Below are 16,744 nucleotides of genomic sequence, written 5' to 3' on the forward strand. Positions count from 1 at the left end.
CGATGGAGGCAAACCTGTTCAGCATTCTGGTTTTTGGTGTGCCGGTCCTTGCCGGACCCGTGGCGCTGATCTTTGGCCTGCGCAAGACGCTGATCGGCGTTCTTGCCATCGCCGTGCTGATGCTGGTGGCCCCATACGTTTACTTCGGCATCTGGGCGCTGGCCGAAGGTGAAAGCCTTTTGGGCACGCTGGGCGCGGTGTCGGTGTCCTTGCCTGCGGCGGCGATTGTGCTGGGCTGGATGCTGGCCTGGTCCGCCGCCTATGGCGCGATTGCTGCAATGATACGTCTGGGGTGGCTGCATTGGAGAGGAGTGCGCACATGATGGTGATATGTCTTGGAATTCTGGCCCTGTCGCTGGCCTTTGGGGTGGCGTGGATCAACACACGGATTGCCGGGTTGTTCTGGGTCTCGGCCAACTTTCTGGCCTATCAGTGGACGGTCGAGGCGACGCGGATGGACCCGCAAATGATGGCGATGGCCGCAAACGTGACCCTGTTTCTGCTGATCGTCTATCTGTCGGTGATGTCCCTGTCGGGAATCGGCGCGGCCCATATGCTCAAACGCGCAAGGTCGCGGGGGGCGATGGCATGATCCTTTTGCTGGTCTGCATCGCATGGGTGTTTGCAGCGACCTTCGTCGCCATGCTGCCGATGCGGCACCAGTATATTCCGGGCGTGACCCTGCTGATCGCGGCCCCGCTGCTGATCCTGTGGATCGGCATTTCTGTGGCATGGTGGGCTGGGGCGCTGGCGCTGGCCGCGTTTGTGTCGATGTTCCGCAACCCGTTGCGCTATTTCTGGGCCAAGGCCCGGGGTCAGAACCCTCAATTGCCGCCGGAGTTGCGCTCATGAGCCTTTCGATCATCCTTGCCTGTCTCTGGGCGCTGACGGCCAATGTGTTGGCGATGTTTCCCAGCAAGGACAACCACTGGACCAACGCCTATGGGCTGATCGCCATCGGCATCCCGATCCTTGGCTATGTCACGTGGCAGCACGGGCCGTGGATTGGCCTTTTGGTGCTGGCCGCAGGCATGAGCGTGCTGCGCTGGCCCGTCATTTATCTCACCCGCTGGATCAAGGGGCTGGTGGCGCGATGATGGGTATTGCGCTCAGTGCCTTGCTGATCGGCACGGTGGCCGGTTTCGTGCTGGCCCGCCGCTTTATGCTGCGCAGTCTTGTGGGGCTGATCCTTGGGATGATCGGTCTGATCCTCTTTGTGTCCCTGACCCCGACCGCCGCATTGCCGGGCGATGGCTATGCCATCGTGGTCGCCGCCTACCTCATCGCGCCGCCCCTTGGCGCTGGCCTGTTTGGCGGCGGCGTCTTTGCATGGCTGTTTCGCACCCGTGCGAAAGCAACGTGACACACCAACCCGAGCCGAGGACTGATGGCTGACGCCCTTACGCTGTTGCTGATCCCGGCCATTGGCTATTTCAGCTGGGCCTGCGCGCGCAGTTACGGCTGGTCCGGTTTCTGCATATTTGGTCTGGCGCTGCTGGGCGTTGGACTCGCCTATGTTTCCACCACAACCGAAGGATCGGTCGAACCTGGCCTGCCATTGTTGCCGGTTGTCGTGACTCTGTCATCAACGGTGCTGGCCCTGATCGCCGGGGCAGTTGGTGTTGCAAAATGGCGCGCGGCACGGCAAGGGGCTGCAAGGCATGACCCCGACAACGGATGATCTGGTGACAAGCGGCATTTCCCTTCCTCCCGTGCGCGGCACGCTGACCGCGCAAAAGGACCTGTCCTCTCTCACGTGGTTGCGCGTTGGCGGACCTGCGGATTGGCTGTTTCAGCCAGCGGATGTCGAAGACCTCAGCGCCTTTCTTGCCGCCCTTGATCCGGCCGTGCCCGTCTTTGCCATGGGCGTGGGCAGCAATCTGATTGTGCGCGACGGGGGTTTGCGCGCTGTTGTGATCCGGCTGGGGCGTGGATTCAACGCAATCGAGATCGAGGGTGACACAGTGCGGGCAGGGGCCGCGGCGCTCGATGCGCATGTGGCGCGCAAGGCAGCCGATGCCGGCGTCGACCTTACCTTTCTGCGCACCATTCCGGGCACCATTGGCGGTGCTGTGCGGATGAATGCGGGCTGTTACGGCAGCTATACGGCGGATGTGTTTGTCGCAGCCGAGGTCGTGTTGCGCGACGGGACGGTGACGACAATTGCGGCAGATGCACTCAATTTCCGCTACCGGCAAAGCGATCTGCCCGAGGGGGCGGTGCTGACATCCGTCACCTTGCGCGGACCTTTGGGCGATGCAGAGGCGCTCAACGCCCGTATGGCAGATCAACTGGCCAAGCGTGACGCCACCCAGCCCACGAAAGACCGCAGCGCGGGGTCAACTTTTCGCAATCCGGCGGGATTTTCGTCAACCGGGCGCACGGATGACGTGCATGATCTCAAGGCCTGGAAGGTGATTGACGACGCTGGTATGCGCGGCGCGCGGCGGGGGGGAGCACAAATGAGCGAAAAGCACTCGAATTTCCTGATCAACACGGGGGATGCCAGTGCCGCCGACCTCGAAGGATTGGGCGAAGAGGTGCGAAAAAAGGTTTACGATTCAAGCGGTATCACGCTAGAATGGGAAATCATGCGGATCGGTGAACCGGGCTAGGTCACAGGCGCGCAGGACAGGCCGAAAAACGATTAAAACAACGGCATAATAAACGAGGGCCCGCGAAAGGGCCCCGGGAAAAAGGCACATGGCGGGTCAGTCGAGTAGGACGACTCCGAAAGTGGTGGTGTTGATGGGTGGCCCCTCGGCTGAACGCGAGGTGTCGCTTTCGAGCGGGAATGCCTGCGCTACTGCGCTGCGGAGTTTGGGTTATGAAGTGGTCGAGGTCGATGCAGGCCCCGACCTTGCTTCTGTTTTGATAGCGGAAAAACCGGATGCCGTTCTCAACTGCCTGCATGGGCGCTGGGGCGAGGATGGCTGTGTGCAGGGTCTGCTGGAATGGCTGGGCATTCCCTATTCGCATTCCGGGGTGCTGTCCTCGGCGCTGGCCATGGACAAGCAGCGCAGCAAGGATGTGTACCGCGCCGCCGGGTTGCCGGTGGTGGACAGCATCATCGCATTGGCCAGCGACGTGCGCGCCGATCACATCATGCAGCCCCCATACGTCGTCAAACCCAATAACGAAGGGTCGAGCGTCGGCGTCTACCTCGTGCATGATGCCGCCAACGGCCCGCCGCAACTGGACAGCGACATGCCGGACGAGGTGATGGTCGAGGCCTTTGCCCCCGGGCGCGAGCTGACCACTACCGTCATGGGCACGCGCGCCCTTGGGGTCACCGATATCCTGACTGACGGCTGGTATGATTACGACGCCAAGTACAAGCCGGGCGGATCGCGCCATGTGATCCCCGCCGATGTGCCCACCGAAATCACTGAGCTGTGCCTCGACTATGCGTTGCGCGCGCACAATGCGCTGGGGTGTCGGGGTGTCAGCCGCACGGATTACCGCTGGGATGAAAGCAAAGGTGCGGCGGGCCTGATCCTGCTTGAAACCAACACGCAGCCCGGCATGACGCCGACCTCGCTGACCCCGGAACAGGCCATCGCCTGCGGAATTTCGTTTCCCGAGCTTTGCGCGTGGATGGTGGAGGACGCCTCGTGCCACAGGTAAGCCGCCGCGCGCCCAAGGCCGACCCGGCCCCGTCCCGCTGGGCCTGGCGCATGCAGCGCTTGATGCTGACACCGCTGTTCCGGTTGGGGCTGCGCGCGGGCCTGCCCTTTGCGCTGACCCTGTCGGTGGCCACGTGGTTCCTGTCGGATCCGCAGAACCAGGCCGCCATCCGAGACACCGTGGCCGAGGCGCGCGCCAGCATCGAACAGCGCCCTGAGTTCATGGTCAACCTGATGGCCATCGATGGCGGTGACACGGATCTGGATGCCGCCATCCGTCAGGCCATCCCGCTTGATTTTCCCGTCTCGTCTTTTGATCTGGACCCGGCGGCCATGCGTACCCGTATCCTCGAGATGCCTCCGGTCAAAGAGGCCAGCGTGCGCATTCGCCCCGGCGGCGTGCTGCAGGTCGATATCACCCCGCGCGTGCCCATTGCGATCTGGCGCACCGCCGAAGGGCTGACCCTGATCGATGCCACCGGCGCGCTTGTGGCCCCCGCCGCGCGGCGCGATTTGCACCCTGATCTGCCGGTGATTGCAGGCGATGGTGCCCCCGAACATGTGGACGAAGCGCTTGCGCTGATGGCCGCAGGTGCGCCGCTGGGCAACCGGTTGCGCGGCCTTGTGCGTCTCGGCAACCGCCGCTGGGACGTGGTGCTGGACCGTGACCAGCGCATCCTTTTGCCCAGCACTGGCGCCGTGCAAGCGCTGGAACGCGCCCTTGCCCTGGACGAGGTCGATGAGGTGTTGGCCCGTGATGTGGCCCGGGTCGATCTGCGCCTGTCCGAACGGCCCACCGTGCGCATGAATGCCACTGCCACCGAAGAATGGTGGCGCATCCGACAGTTGAATTCCCAGAAATGAGTGCCCTGCCATGACCGACCTGTACCAGAACCAACGCAGCATGCGGAACATGCGCAAGATCGCGATGCAGCGGGGCGTGGTGGCCATTCTGGACGTGGGCAGTTCCAAGATCGCGGCCCTCGTGCTGCGCTTTGACGGCACGACGACGCTGGGCGAAGAGGGCGAGATCGGCTCACTCGCCGGGCAGTCGGGATTTCGCGTGATTGGTGCCGCCACGACCCGCTCGCGCGGGGTGCGCTTTGGCGAGATCTGCGCCATGCAGGAAACCGAGCGTGCCATCCGCACCGCCCTGCAGGCCGCCCAGAAGATGGCTGGCATCCGCGTGGATCACGTCATCGCCTGTTTCGCCGGGGCCGAGCCGCGCAGCTATGGGCTGGATGCCAAGGTCGAGCTGGAAGGGCAGATGGTCAGCGAACAAGATGTGGCCCAGGTGTTGGCGCGCTGCGATGTGCCTGATTACGGCGAGGGGCGCGAGGTGCTGCATGCCCAGCCCGTCAACTTTGCGCTCGATCACCGCTCGGGCCTGTCGGACCCGCGCGGTCAGTTGGGCAACGAGCTGGCGGTGGACATGCATATGCTGACCGTTGATGCCGCCGCCGTGCAGCATCTGGCCCATTGTATCAAACGCTGCGATCTGGAGCTGGCCGGGATCGCCTCGTCCGCCTACGTGTCGGGCATTGCCGCACTGGTCGAGGATGAACAGGAACTGGGTGCTGCGTGTATCGATATGGGCGGCGGGTCGACCGGCGTGTCGATCTTTATCAAGAAACACATGATCTTTGCCGATGCCGTGCGCATGGGCGGCGATCACGTGACATCCGACATCTCGATGGGCCTGCAGGTGCCCACGGCCAATGCCGAACGGATCAAGACGTTCTATGGCGGGGTGCATGCGACAGGTATGGATGATCGCGAGATGATCGAGATTGGTGGCGATTCAGGGGATTATGAACATGACCGCCGCACGGCTTCTCGGGCCGAGCTGATCGGAATCATGCGTCCGCGCGTCGAGGAAATCCTCGAAGAGGTACGCCAGCGTCTGGATGCTGCCGGGTTTGATCACCTGCCCAGCCAGCAGATCGTGTTGACAGGCGGGGGCAGCCAGATACCGGGGCTGGATGGGCTGGCGAGCAAAATTCTGGGCCAGCAGGTTCGGCTGGGCCGTCCTTTGCGGGTTCATGGTCTGCCGCAGGCGGCGACCGGGCCGTCCTTTGCCTCGGCTGTGGGCCTTGCGCTCTTTGCGGCCCATCCGCAGGACGAATGGTGGGATTTCGACATCCCGCACGACCGCCACTCGGCGCGCAGCTTGCGCCGCGCGGTCAAGTGGTTCCGCGAAAACTGGTGATCAGCCCTTGCGGCGGCGCAGCCCCATTGCGGCAAGCCCGCCCAACAGCAAAAGACCCGAAGCTGGCAATGGAACCGCTGGCGGCGGTGGCGGCGGGGTCATGTACGTGTAAGTGATACTTGCGCTGGCCGAGAAATTGAACGTCGTGCGCGCTGACACATCACAGCTTGTGATGTCGGTAAGCGCGCTAGGGGTGCAACTTGCTTGCGCAAAGTGCGAGAGTGTGACCTGCCAGGGCACCACAAATGTCCCCGTTCCGATCAGGTCGGCGAACTGGGTCGGGCTGATCAGCGTGTTGAAGGACGTCCCAAATCCCGAGCCGTCGAACGGATTGTCGATGCGTGTGTTCCCGCTGGACGACTGGCTTGCAGATGAGCTTGCGCAGCTGCTGTTTATCAAACCATCGTCTCGGCAAAAGACAGAGACAGAGCCTACCGAGCGGGAGAACGCGACATTTCCCGAAATCCGGACAGATTGCAGGATGCCGAGCGTGGGGTCGAACTTGTTCAACGTCAGTGCCGGTCGAGAGAGATTTGTGATAGACCGCGATGCACTCACGGACCGATTGCTTGATTGCTTTTGCAGATCGCTCACGAACGTGTAGCTGTCGGAATCGCCGTCCGACAGTGTCATCGTCGCGGCCTGCGCGGTTGCCGCGCCAAGCGACAAGGCGGCCGATAGGCCCAAGGTTGCTGCGAGTGACCGTACGCGGTGGCTTCTTGTCAGACGAAAGCGGCGAGATGATTTGGTGGTTTTGCACAATGAAATGGTCGGCATTTGGTCCCTCGAGGTTAATCGTTTTGGGGCCAATGCCCCGGAATGAAAAAGACAATACGTGTCAGTATAGGAGCAGGGTAGCCGGGCTTTTTTGCGAAATCCATGAAATTCGCTCGCCTGCAGTCCAACTGGCGGCAGGGCTGGCAAGGATGACAAGGTGAAAAGGGCGCGCAAACCCTTGCCGAGGCGCCCGGTTTTGCGTGATCGAATCGCTTGGGTTTTTGTCTGTTAACATATAGACTTATCCACAAGGTCCATAAGAGGCCCGGCGGCAGAAGAGAGCGGTCGCACCACAAACAGAATCTACCATTGCGTGTACTTCGCAATGCGCCCGGCGTGGGTCCTTTGCCCGCGTGCGTGGTAGCTTTGTCTTGTAAGCCCCCTACATCTGGGCATTTTTGCCAAATCCCGTGTCAGCAGGCAGAGCTTTGCCTATATTTTGTGGATAAATTGCGTTTTTTGGGTGACCTTATGTCGGCGGGGCGATAGGATTAGCGAAATTTAGGCACAAAAACACCCGCGAACGCGGCCAACCAGACAGGTGGAATTGACCCATGACACTGAACCTTTCGATGCCCGGCAATGACGAGCTGAAACCCCGGATCACCGTGTTTGGCGTGGGTGGTGCTGGCGGCAATGCCGTCAACAACATGATCGAAAAGCAGCTGGATGGCGTTGAGTTCGTCGTGGCCAACACCGACGCGCAGGCGCTGCAGCAATCCGCTGCCACCAACCGCGTGCAGCTGGGCATCAAGGTCACCGAAGGTCTTGGGGCAGGGGCGCGCGCAAGCGTTGGCGCGGCCGCCGCCGAAGAATCCATCGAACAGATCGTTGATCACCTGGCCGGTGCACACATGTGTTTCATCACTGCAGGCATGGGCGGTGGCACCGGGACGGGTGCTGCTCCGATTATCGCGCAGGCCGCTCGCGAGCTTGGCGTTCTGACCGTGGGCGTTGTGACCAAACCCTTCCAGTTCGAAGGCGCCAAGCGCATGAAGCAGGCCGAAGACGGTGTCGACGCCCTGCAAAAGATGGTCGATACGCTGATTATCATCCCCAACCAGAACCTGTTCCGTCTCGCCAATGAAAAAACGACCTTTACCGAGGCGTTCTCGATGGCGGACGACGTTCTTTATCAAGGTGTCAAAGGCGTCACCGACCTGATGGTCCGTCCGGGCCTCATCAACCTCGACTTTGCCGATGTCCGCGCCGTGATGGACGAGATGGGCAAGGCGATGATGGGCACAGGCGAGGCAGAAGGCGAAGATCGCGCCATTCAGGCCGCAGAAAAGGCGATTGCCAACCCGCTGCTGGACGAGATTTCCCTGCGCGGTGCCAAGGGCGTGCTGATCAATATCACCGGTGCACACGACCTGACCCTGTTCGAACTGGACGAAGCGGCCAACCGCATCCGCGAAGAGGTCGATCCAGACGCCAACATCATCGTCGGCTCGACCCTCGACACGGACATGCAGGGCATGATGCGCGTCAGCGTTGTTGCGACAGGCATCGATGCCACCGACGTGAATGCGGAAATGCCCGTGCCGCGCCGTTCGATGGCTGCACCTTTGCCCGCATCCTTCTCGACCTCCGAAGCCGAGCAAGGCGCCGAGCCGCGCCAGATGCCAGAGCCTGCGCCAGCCCCCATTGCCGCCGCGGCTGAAGAGCCCACGCTGTTTGAGGAGCTGGATGTGAACCGCGCCGCAGCCGAGGATATGGCCGAGGACATCTTTACCGAAGAAGAGCAGCAGGTCGCCTCGGATGACGATCTGCCACCCCCGGCCTACCAGCCGCAAGTCGCTGCATTCGAGCCCACACCAGAGCCCGAAACCTTTGTTGCACCGCGCGCTCCGGCCCCTGGCACACCGTCGCCCGAGGCGCTGGCCCGTTTGCGCGCCGCCACGCAAAAGGCCGCGCCCAACCACCGTGCCCCGCAAGCCGCTCAACAGCCTGCCGCCGCACCTGCGCCGACACAGGCCGGTGAAAAACCACGCTTTGGGATCAATTCGCTGATCAACCGGATGACCGGCAGCGGCGAGGCACCCCAGGGCGGCGAACAGCGCCCAACGCGCCAGCAGCCCCCCGTCCAGGCCCGTGCCGCAGCAGCACCAGCCCCTGCGCCCCGGCCCGCCGAAGCGGTGGATCCTGACCAGGAACGGATCGAAATTCCCGCCTTCCTGCGGCGCCAGGCGAATTAATTTCGTTCACGAACAAAGAGAAAGGGTCGCCATGAGGCGGCCCTTTTTTCGTTGTAGGGCAGTACGTTACAAATCCATGCGCGCCACTATGCATGTCTGTTACAAACATGTTTCAGACCGTTGCAAAGATTGAGTTGAGTGTTCCCGACCCACCCCATAGGTGTATGGCCAACAGGCAAATTCCGGGGTGGCCCAAGTGCAGGCGACAGTCAAAGGACCAATCTATTTCTCAGGACGCGGGCTGCATTCCGGCAAGCCAGCGCACCTGACGATTCGTCCTGCGATGGCCGAACATGGTATCTGGTTCTGCCGCACAGACATCGAAAACGGCGATACGATGATCCCTGCGCGCTATGACGTGGTGCGCCAGTCCCCCCTTTGTACAACCCTCGTGAATGAAGCCGGCGTCAGCGTTGGCACCGTCGAACATGTCATGGCGGCCCTCATGGGCTGCGGTGTGCACAACGCGCTGGTCGAAATCGACGGACCCGAAGTGCCGATCCTTGATGGCTCTGCCGTGCCGTTTGTGCGTGGCATCATGCAGCGCGGCCTGCGCCGCCTGCCAGCCCGTGTGCGTGCGTTTGAGGTGTTGAAATCCGTAACTGTCACCCAAGGCGATGCCAGCGCAACCATCGCGCCGTCGCCTGTGATGCGGATCGACTTTCACATTGATTTTGCGGATGCGGCCATTGGCCGTCAGTCCAAGTCGCTGAACATGTCCAACGGCAGCTTTGCCCGCGAACTCAGCGACAGCCGCACGTTCTGCCGCAAAGGCGACGTGGAAAAGATGCAGGCCAGCGGTCTGGCCCTTGGCGGTGCGCCCGGTGTCAACGCAGTAGTGTTTGATGGCGATCATGTCGACAGCCCCGGCGGTCTGCGCCACACGGACGAACCTGTCCGTCACAAGATGCTGGACGCGCTGGGTGACCTCGCGCTGGCCGGTGCCCCGCTGATCGGCCACTATACTGGCGTGCGTGCAGGCCACACGCTGACCAACCAGTTGCTGCGTGAATTGTTCGCCACACCCGGCGCGCTGCGCATGGTGACCTGCGATGCGGAAATGGCGGCATTGCTGCCTGGTGCGGGCCTTGTCTGGGACGAGATTCCAGAAGTTGCCTGAGCCCGGCAAAATCGTCGTTTTATCCCTTGATCAGTTTGTGTTAAAGAACCTCAAACAGCCCGGAACAGGGCGGTGTAGAGCGTCGTTTGGGGAAAAGCATGATCCGCGGTAAATCCATTTCGCGACTGGCGACGGTCCTGATGCTGACAGCGCTGCTGGGCGCCTGTGCAAACTCCGGACGCCCCACGACGGGCGGCTTCCTCAACCAGCAGGAAGTTCCGTTGGAAAACTTCACCGCGCAGCAGATTTTCGAGCGCGGTGAGTTCGAGCTGGAACGCAACCAGATGAGCGAGGCGGCGTTCTATTTCTCGGAGATCGAGCGCCTCTATCCCTATTCAGACTGGGCGCGCCGTGCCTTGATCATGCAGGCTTTTGCCTATCACCGTGACCGGGATTACCCCAACTCGCGCTCCTCCGCGCAGCGCTTTATCGACTTTTATCCCGATGACGAGGACGCGGCTTATGCCCAGTATTTGCTGGCGCTCAGCTATTATGACCAGATCGACGAGATCGGGCGCGATCAGGGGCTGACCTTTCAGGCCTTGCAGTCCCTGCGCGAAGTGATCGAACGTTTTCCCGACAGCGAATATGCAAAATCCTCGATCCTGAAATTCGATCTCGCTTTTGACCATCTCGCCGCCAAGGAAATGGAAATTGGCCGGTTCTATCTGCGCCGCGACAACTTTGCCGCTGCGATCAACCGGTTCCGCGTGGTGGTCGAGGATTTCCAGACCACCACCCACACACCCGAGGCCCTGCACCGGCTGGTGGAGGCCTATCTCTCGCTCGGCCTGATCGAAGAAGCGCAGACCGCAGGCGCGATCCTTGGCTATAACTACCAGTCCACCGAATGGTACGAAGACAGCTACAAGCTGCTCACGGGCCGTGGGCTTGAGTTGCGCTCGCGCGGGAACAACTGGCTGGCGCAGATCTACCGTCAGATGATCAAGGGCCGGTGGCTGTAACCTTTGGCCTTGTGGACGGGCACTGATGCTGCGCGGGCTTGATATCTCGAATATGTTGATCATTGACCGGCTGGAGCTTGAGTTTCAGCCTGGCCTCAATGTGCTGACGGGCGAGACGGGCGCGGGCAAGTCGATCCTGCTGGATGCGCTTGGCTTTGTTCTTGGCTGGCGTGGCCGGGCCGAACTGGTTCGCCAGGGGGCCGCGCAGGGCGAGGTGACTGCCGTGTTCGATCTGAGTGCCACTCATCCCGCGCGCACGGTGTTGGAAGAGGCCGGGCTGCCCGTTGAGGACGCGCTGATCCTGCGCCGCGTGAATACCGCAGATGGACGCAAGACCGCATGGGTCAATGACCGGCGCTGTTCAGGCGAAGTGCTGCGCGCCCTCAGTGACACGCTGGTTGAATTGCACGGCCAGCACGACGATCGTGGCTTGCTGAACCCGCGCGGTCACCGGGCCATTCTGGATGCCTTTGCAGGGTGCGACGCAGAGCGTGACACCACCCGCGCTGCATGGCGCGAGATGGGGCGCGCCCGCAAGACTTTGGCCGAAGCCGAGACCGCCATGGCCGCCATCCGCGCCGAGGAAGAGTTCCTGCGCCACGCGGTCGCCGAGTGTGACGCATTTGCCCCGCAACCGGGCGAGGACGCTCAACTCGACGCCCGCCGCCGCATGATGCAGGGCGCCGAGCGGATCCGCGAAGACGTGCAGCGGGCCCATCAGGGGTTGGGCCATGACGGGGCCGAAGGCGCGCTGAGTGATGCGATCCGCTGGCTCGACGGGGTGGCTGAACAGGCCGAGGGGCAGCTTGATGCGCCCTTGGCCGCGTTGTCCCGCGCACTGGTCGAGTTGGATGAGGCCAGCGACGGCATCCTGCGCGCGCTTGAGATGATGTCGTTCAACCCAACCGACCTTGAAGACACCGAAGAGCGCCTGTTTGCCATTCGCGCTTTGGCCCGCAAGCACGGGGTCGCGCCGGATGAACTGGCCGTCTTTGGCGATGGTCTGCGCGCCAAGCTGGTTGCGCTTGATGCGGGTGATGCGGACCTTAGCCGCCTGACATCTGAACTGCGCGCCGCCGAGGCCGCCTATGACAGTGCGGCCGCCGATTTGCGCGCCGTGCGGGTGGCTGCGGCCAGGGATCTGGACAAGGCGGTCATGCACGAACTTGCCCCGCTCAAGATGGAGCGTGCGGTGTTTGCCACCCAGATCACTGACGAGGCGCCGGGCCCCGAAGGCACGGACGCTGTCGCGTTTTCCGTTGCCACCAACCCCGGCGCGCCTGCCGGGCCACTCAACAAGATCGCATCGGGCGGGGAACTCAGCCGCTTTCTGCTGGCCCTCAAGGTGTGCCTGACGCGCGAGCAATCGGGGCTGACCATCATCTTTGACGAGATCGACCGCGGGGTCGGGGGTGCCACGGCGGACGCAGTGGGGCGGCGTTTGTCCACGCTGGCGGCGGGCGGGCAGGTTCTGGTTGTCACCCACTCGCCGCAGGTTGCCGCCCTTGGCGCGCATCACTGGCGGGTGGAAAAACGGGTGAGCCAGGAGATGACAACCTCGAGTGTTGTGCCGCTGGGAGAGGACGCACGCGTCGACGAAATCGCCCGAATGCTGGCCGGTGACACCATCACGGACGAAGCCCGGGGAGCGGCGCGGGCGCTGCTCGCGGGCTAGACACGCAGGATTGAGCGGCTGAGGGGGTTTCGCAGGTGCAGCAATTGGCCTAAAGCTTGGCTATTCCTTGCGTATTGTGACCCATAGTTTTTCCCATGGCTGATCCCGCCCGCCACCTGATTGCCAAGCAATTTGACATCGCGATGAACGCGTGCCGGGACGGGTGGCTGGTGTTGCGCCGTCGCGGACCGTCACAAATCCAGTTCTGGTTCATCGCGCTGGCCATCGGAATCGCGGCGGGTTTTGCCGCGTTGTTCTTTCGCAAAGGGATCGAGGCGCTGCAGGCTTGGCTTTATGGCACAGATGATGTGCAGCACCTGCACAGTTTTGCCTCGTCGCTGCCGTGGTACCTGATCCTTGTGATCCCCATCGTGGGCGGTTTGCTGACCGGGCTTATTCTGCATCACTTCACTCGCGAGGGCACGGCGCGCAGCGTGGCGGACGTGATCGAGGGCGCGGCCTTGCGCAACGGTCAGGTCGGAACAAAAGCCGGGATCGCCTCGGCCTTTGCCAGTTTCATCACCCTTTCCTCGGGCGGCTCGACCGGTCGCGAGGGGCCTGTGGTGCACATCGCCGCTGTGATTTCCACCAAAGTGTCGCGCTGGATCAGTGCCGACGGGATCACCGGGCGCGACCTTCTGGGCTGCGCTGTGGCCGCCGCCGTCTCGGCCAGTTTCAACGCGCCGATTGCGGGGGCCCTGTTCGCGCTTGAGGTTGTGTTGCGCCATTTTGCCGTTCATGCCTTTGCCCCCATCGTCATCGCCTCTGTCGCAGGCACCGTGATCAACCGGCTGGAATTTGGCGACGTCACTGAATTCATGCTGCCCGAACAGAACGAGCTGGTGTTCTATCAAGAACTGCCCGCCTTCTTGCTGCTGGGCCTTGTCTGTGGCCTTGTCGCCGTGGTTCTGATGCGCGCGATCTTCTGGACGGATGACATTGGCACCGCCTTTCAGACGCGCACCGGCATTCCGCGTTGGTTGCGCCCGCCCATTGCCGGGGCGCTCTTGGGCGGTATGGCGATTTTCTATCCCCACATCATCGGGGTCGGCTATGAAACCACATCGCTGGCGCTGACCGGCAAGCTGGCCCTGAACGAGGTCATGATCTTTGTGGTGATGAAGACCGCCGCCGTGGCCATCACAATGGCGGGCCGTATGGGGGGCGGGGTGTTTTCGCCCTCACTCATGATCGGGGCCCTGTCCGGACTGGCCTTTGGACTGATCGCGACAAGCATCTTTCCGGATGTGTCGGGGTCCGTGTCGCTGTATGCGCTGGCGGGGATGGGGGCGGTGGCCGCCGCTGTTCTTGGCGCGCCCATTTCAACCACTTTGATCGTGTTCGAATTGACGGGGGACTGGCAGACCGGTCTGGCCGTGATGGTGGCGGTGTCGATGTCGACAGCCCTTGCCTCGCGCCTTGTGGACCGCAGCTTTTTCCTTACCCAGTTGGAGCGCAAGGGCGTGCATCTGGCCGCAGGGCCGCAGGCCTACCTTTTGGCGATGTTCAGCGTTGGCACGGTGATGCGCAAGCCGGATGATCCGCGTGCGGCGGACGAGGCGCGTTGCTGGGAAATGATCGGTGAGGGCATTTATGTGGACGCGGCGGCCACTTTGGAGGTCGCGTTGCCGATCTTTGATCGCACCATGGTGCCGTTCATTCCGGTGGTGACGCTGACCGGCAAGGATTCGGCACCGGAGCTGCGCGGGGCGGTGTTCCATGTGGATGCACTGAAAGCCTATAACCGGGCGCTGGCGGCGACGGCGGCGGAAGAGCATAGCTGAGCCGTCGGACGGTTCTGTTTGCCTTTGGCAAATGCGCCCGCCCGCCGACCCTTTGTTTGGTGCCCAATGGATCGTCTGTGTGGCTGGCAGCTTTTCTGCAAAAAAGCTGCCCTTGCCACCGGATGCGATCACATTCGTGATCGCAACCTAAATCTTCTCAACTGCCACACCGTCGCCAGTGTAAAACGCCAGATGGTCCTTGATCCGGGCCACGCCGTCCTTGGGGTCTTCATAGCTCCAGACCGTGTTTTCCAGCGTTTGCGATTTCGTCACCACGGAGTAATAGCTCGCATCCCCCTTGTGCGGGCAATGGGTGACCTTGTCCGTCTTGTCCAGAAAGGCCATCGCAATGTCGTCGCGGGGGAAATAGATGACGGGTGGATAATCCCCCTCGATCAGCTCCAGCGCGTCCTGGCTTTCGCCCAGAACAGCGCCGCCGGCGCGCACAGACCAGGTGCCCTCTGCCTTACGAATCGTGATGTGATCGGCCATGGAAAGCCTCCTTTGTTCGGGCTGTGCAATGTGATGAAGGCCACGTGTAACAGATGCATGACCCTGCTGCCAGAGTTAGAGCGGGCGGCAGGCCTCGGCAAGCCAGGCGCGGGTGTCAGCGGACACGCGCGGGCCGATCAGCGACTGCGTGTCGGCATGATAGACATCAAGCCAGTCGCGAGACGGGGCATCCAGCATCTCGGGCACGATCAGGCGGCGGTCGATGGGGGCGTAGGTCAGCGTGCGCCAGCTCAGCATCTCGCGATGCGCATCCCCGCCCTCGGGCGGCGTGGCGGATTCGACCACCAGCAGGTTTTCGATGCGGATGCCGAACGCCCCTTCGCGGTAATAGCCGGGCTCATTGGACAGGATCATGCCGGGTTGGAACGGCACATGGCTGACCCGACTGAGCCTCTGTGGCCCCTCGTGCACGGACAGATAGGCGCCCACGCCGTGGCCCAGCCCGTGATCAAAATCCTGATGCGCATACCAAAGGGGGGCGCGTCCGATGGCCTCGATATCGCGCCCCGCCAGCCCCTTGGGCCAGATCAGGCGGGACATGGCGATCATGCCCATCAGCACGCGGGTAAAGGCGGCGCGGGCCTCTGGCGGTGGGGTGCCGATGACAATTGTGCGGGTGATGTCGGTGGTGCCATCCAGATATTGCCCGCCGCTGTCCAGCACGATCAACTGGCCGTCTTCCAGCGTGCTGTCCGTCTCTTCGGTCACGCGGTAATGCATGATGGCGCCGTTGGGTCCGGTGCCTGCGATGGTCTCGAAACTGATGTCCTGCAGGGCGTTGTCGCGGCGGCGGAACCCTTCAAGCTGGCTGACCACCTGGGTTTCGCGCAGCGTGCCGGGGGCTTGCCCGTCCAGCCAGGCCAGCAGTTCGACCACAGCCGCCCCGTCGCGCAGATGCGCCTCGGCGCTGCCCGCGATTTCGGCCGCGTTCTTACAGGCCTTGGGCAGGGCGCAAGGGTCGTCGCCCCATTGCACGCGGGTTCCGACGGCATCGGCGACACTCATGGGAACCGAGGATTTCTCGAGGCGCACGGGGCCTTCCAGTGCTTCAAGGGCTGCCAGAAACGCATCCGGCATGTGGCAGGTTAGATCTGACCCCAGATGGTCGCGCACCTCGGCGAGCTTGGCGGCGTCCATGAACAGATCGACCGCGCCGTCGCTGTGCAGTATGGCAAAGCCTTGCGCGATCGGATTGCGCGGGATGTCGGCGCCGCGGATATTGAGCAGCCAGCAGATCGAGTCGGGCAGGGTGATAACGGCGCAGGCCGCCCCGGCCTCAGCGAGGGCCTTGCCCAGACGTGCGCGCTTGTCCGCGTGGCTTTCGCCCGCAAATTCGATGGGGTGTACCTTGGCGGGCCGCGCTGCGGGGCCGGGTTGATCGGCCCAGACGCGGTCGACCAGATTGTCCACCTGCACCAGTTCGATTTCAGTACCGCTCAGCCCCTTGCGGGCCTGTTCGATCTGTCCCGGCGTATGCAGCCACGGATCAAATCCAACGCGCCCGCCACCCGGCAGTTGCTCTTTCAACCAGTCGGCAAGGCTCACATCGGGCCAGGGCACGGGGGTGTAGACATCCGCCACCTGCGCCTTGACCTGCGTGCGATAACGCCCGTCGATGAATACGCCAGCCACGTCTCGCAAAACGGCGGCAAACCCGGCGGACCCCGTAAACCCGGTCAGCCAGGCCAGACGTTCGTCCCGGGCCGAGACATATTCGCCCTGATGGGCGTCCGCGCGGGGCACGAGAAATCCATCTAGCCCTTCGCCAGCAATTTCAGCGCGCAATGCCGCCAGCCGGGGCGGGCCCTGTTCGGGCCGCGCTGTCACTTCAAAAGATTGAAACATGCCCGTCCCCCTTCTCTGATTTGAAAAAATCC

18 protein-coding genes are annotated in these 16,744 nt (G+C 62.7%); 15 read left to right on the forward strand and 3 right to left on the reverse strand.

The window, feature by feature from the left end; genetic code table 11:
- The first annotated feature begins 2 nt into the window (after positions 1–2).
- The 10 genes from Q1A89_RS06185 to ftsA all read left to right on the forward strand — a co-directional run bounded on the left by Q1A89_RS06185 (position 3) and on the right by ftsA (position 5,835).
- A complete protein-coding gene (locus Q1A89_RS06185; protein ID WP_299724973.1) occupies positions 3–323 on the forward strand; it encodes a hypothetical protein in 321 nt (106 codons plus the stop codon).
- Positions 320–592: a hypothetical protein gene (locus Q1A89_RS06190; protein ID WP_299724975.1), complete on the forward strand. Its 273-nt coding sequence runs from the start codon at positions 320–322 to the stop codon at positions 590–592. The genes Q1A89_RS06185 and Q1A89_RS06190 overlap by 4 nt, the downstream gene beginning before the upstream one ends.
- The gene (locus Q1A89_RS06195; protein ID WP_299724977.1) at positions 589–852 is read left to right on the forward strand and encodes a DUF2484 family protein; all 264 of its coding nucleotides are present in this window, start codon (positions 589–591) and stop codon (positions 850–852) included. The genes Q1A89_RS06190 and Q1A89_RS06195 overlap by 4 nt, the downstream gene beginning before the upstream one ends.
- Positions 849–1,097: a DUF2484 family protein gene (locus tag Q1A89_RS06200; RefSeq protein ID WP_299724979.1), complete on the forward strand. Its 249-nt coding sequence runs from the start codon at positions 849–851 to the stop codon at positions 1,095–1,097. The genes Q1A89_RS06195 and Q1A89_RS06200 overlap by 4 nt, the downstream gene beginning before the upstream one ends.
- On the forward strand, positions 1,094–1,363 hold the full coding sequence (locus tag Q1A89_RS06205; protein WP_299724981.1) for a hypothetical protein: 270 nt from the start codon (positions 1,094–1,096) through the stop codon (positions 1,361–1,363). The genes Q1A89_RS06200 and Q1A89_RS06205 overlap by 4 nt, the downstream gene beginning before the upstream one ends.
- A gap of 24 nt (positions 1,364–1,387) precedes the next feature.
- Positions 1,388–1,681 (forward strand): hypothetical protein, encoded by a 294-nt coding sequence (locus Q1A89_RS06210; protein ID WP_299724983.1) that lies wholly within the window; start codon positions 1,388–1,390, stop codon positions 1,679–1,681.
- Positions 1,662–2,615 (forward strand): UDP-N-acetylmuramate dehydrogenase, encoded by a 954-nt coding sequence (gene murB / locus Q1A89_RS06215; protein WP_299724985.1) that lies wholly within the window; start codon positions 1,662–1,664, stop codon positions 2,613–2,615. Before Q1A89_RS06210 ends, murB begins: the two co-directional genes overlap by 20 nt.
- A gap of 88 nt (positions 2,616–2,703) precedes the next feature.
- Positions 2,704–3,627, forward strand: coding sequence for a D-alanine--D-alanine ligase (locus tag Q1A89_RS06220; RefSeq protein WP_299724987.1), 924 nt, complete (start codon positions 2,704–2,706; stop codon positions 3,625–3,627).
- A 50-nt stretch (positions 3,628–3,677) separates the two neighbouring features.
- Positions 3,678–4,490, forward strand: a complete 813-nt coding sequence (locus tag Q1A89_RS06225) for a cell division protein FtsQ/DivIB (protein WP_299726122.1) — start codon at positions 3,678–3,680, stop codon at positions 4,488–4,490.
- Between the two features lie 10 nt (positions 4,491–4,500).
- Positions 4,501–5,835, forward strand: coding sequence for a cell division protein FtsA (ftsA, locus tag Q1A89_RS06230; RefSeq protein WP_299724989.1), 1,335 nt, complete (start codon positions 4,501–4,503; stop codon positions 5,833–5,835).
- On the opposite strand, the gene Q1A89_RS06235 is transcribed toward ftsA, so the two are convergent.
- Entirely contained in the window at positions 5,836–6,468 is a 633-nt protein-coding gene (locus tag Q1A89_RS06235) for a VPLPA-CTERM sorting domain-containing protein (protein WP_299724991.1), read from the reverse strand.
- A 698-nt stretch (positions 6,469–7,166) separates the two neighbouring features.
- Between Q1A89_RS06235 and ftsZ the strand changes: the two genes are divergently transcribed.
- The 5 genes from ftsZ to Q1A89_RS06260 all read left to right on the forward strand — a co-directional run bounded on the left by ftsZ (position 7,167) and on the right by Q1A89_RS06260 (position 14,354).
- On the forward strand, positions 7,167–8,810 hold the full coding sequence (gene ftsZ / locus Q1A89_RS06240) for a cell division protein FtsZ (protein WP_299724993.1): 1,644 nt from the start codon (positions 7,167–7,169) through the stop codon (positions 8,808–8,810).
- 196 nt (positions 8,811–9,006) lie between these two features.
- Positions 9,007–9,930 carry a UDP-3-O-acyl-N-acetylglucosamine deacetylase gene (gene lpxC, locus Q1A89_RS06245; protein WP_299726125.1) on the forward strand — a complete coding sequence of 308 codons (924 nt, stop codon included), beginning with the start codon at positions 9,007–9,009 and terminating at the stop codon, positions 9,928–9,930.
- 98 nt (positions 9,931–10,028) lie between these two features.
- Positions 10,029–10,895 (forward strand): outer membrane protein assembly factor BamD, encoded by an 867-nt coding sequence (locus Q1A89_RS06250; RefSeq protein WP_299724995.1) that lies wholly within the window; start codon positions 10,029–10,031, stop codon positions 10,893–10,895.
- A gap of 25 nt (positions 10,896–10,920) precedes the next feature.
- On the forward strand, positions 10,921–12,570 hold the full coding sequence (recN, locus tag Q1A89_RS06255) for a DNA repair protein RecN (protein WP_299724997.1): 1,650 nt from the start codon (positions 10,921–10,923) through the stop codon (positions 12,568–12,570).
- A gap of 143 nt (positions 12,571–12,713) precedes the next feature.
- Positions 12,714–14,354: a chloride channel protein gene (locus Q1A89_RS06260; RefSeq protein ID WP_299726128.1), complete on the forward strand. Its 1,641-nt coding sequence runs from the start codon at positions 12,714–12,716 to the stop codon at positions 14,352–14,354.
- A 147-nt stretch (positions 14,355–14,501) separates the two neighbouring features.
- Here the strand turns inward: Q1A89_RS06260 and Q1A89_RS06265 are convergent, their stop codons facing one another.
- On the reverse strand, positions 14,502–14,846 hold the full coding sequence (locus tag Q1A89_RS06265; RefSeq protein ID WP_299725000.1) for a DUF427 domain-containing protein: 345 nt from the start codon (positions 14,844–14,846) through the stop codon (positions 14,502–14,504).
- A gap of 75 nt (positions 14,847–14,921) precedes the next feature.
- Complete coding sequence (locus Q1A89_RS06270) at positions 14,922–16,712, reverse strand: aminopeptidase P family protein (RefSeq protein ID WP_299725002.1); 1,791 nt, start codon at positions 16,710–16,712, stop codon at positions 14,922–14,924.
- Positions 16,713–16,744 lie beyond the last annotated feature (32 nt).

Origin of the sequence: uncultured Tateyamaria sp. (assembly GCF_947503045.1) — a bacterium.
GTDB lineage: Bacteria > Pseudomonadota > Alphaproteobacteria > Rhodobacterales > Rhodobacteraceae > Tateyamaria.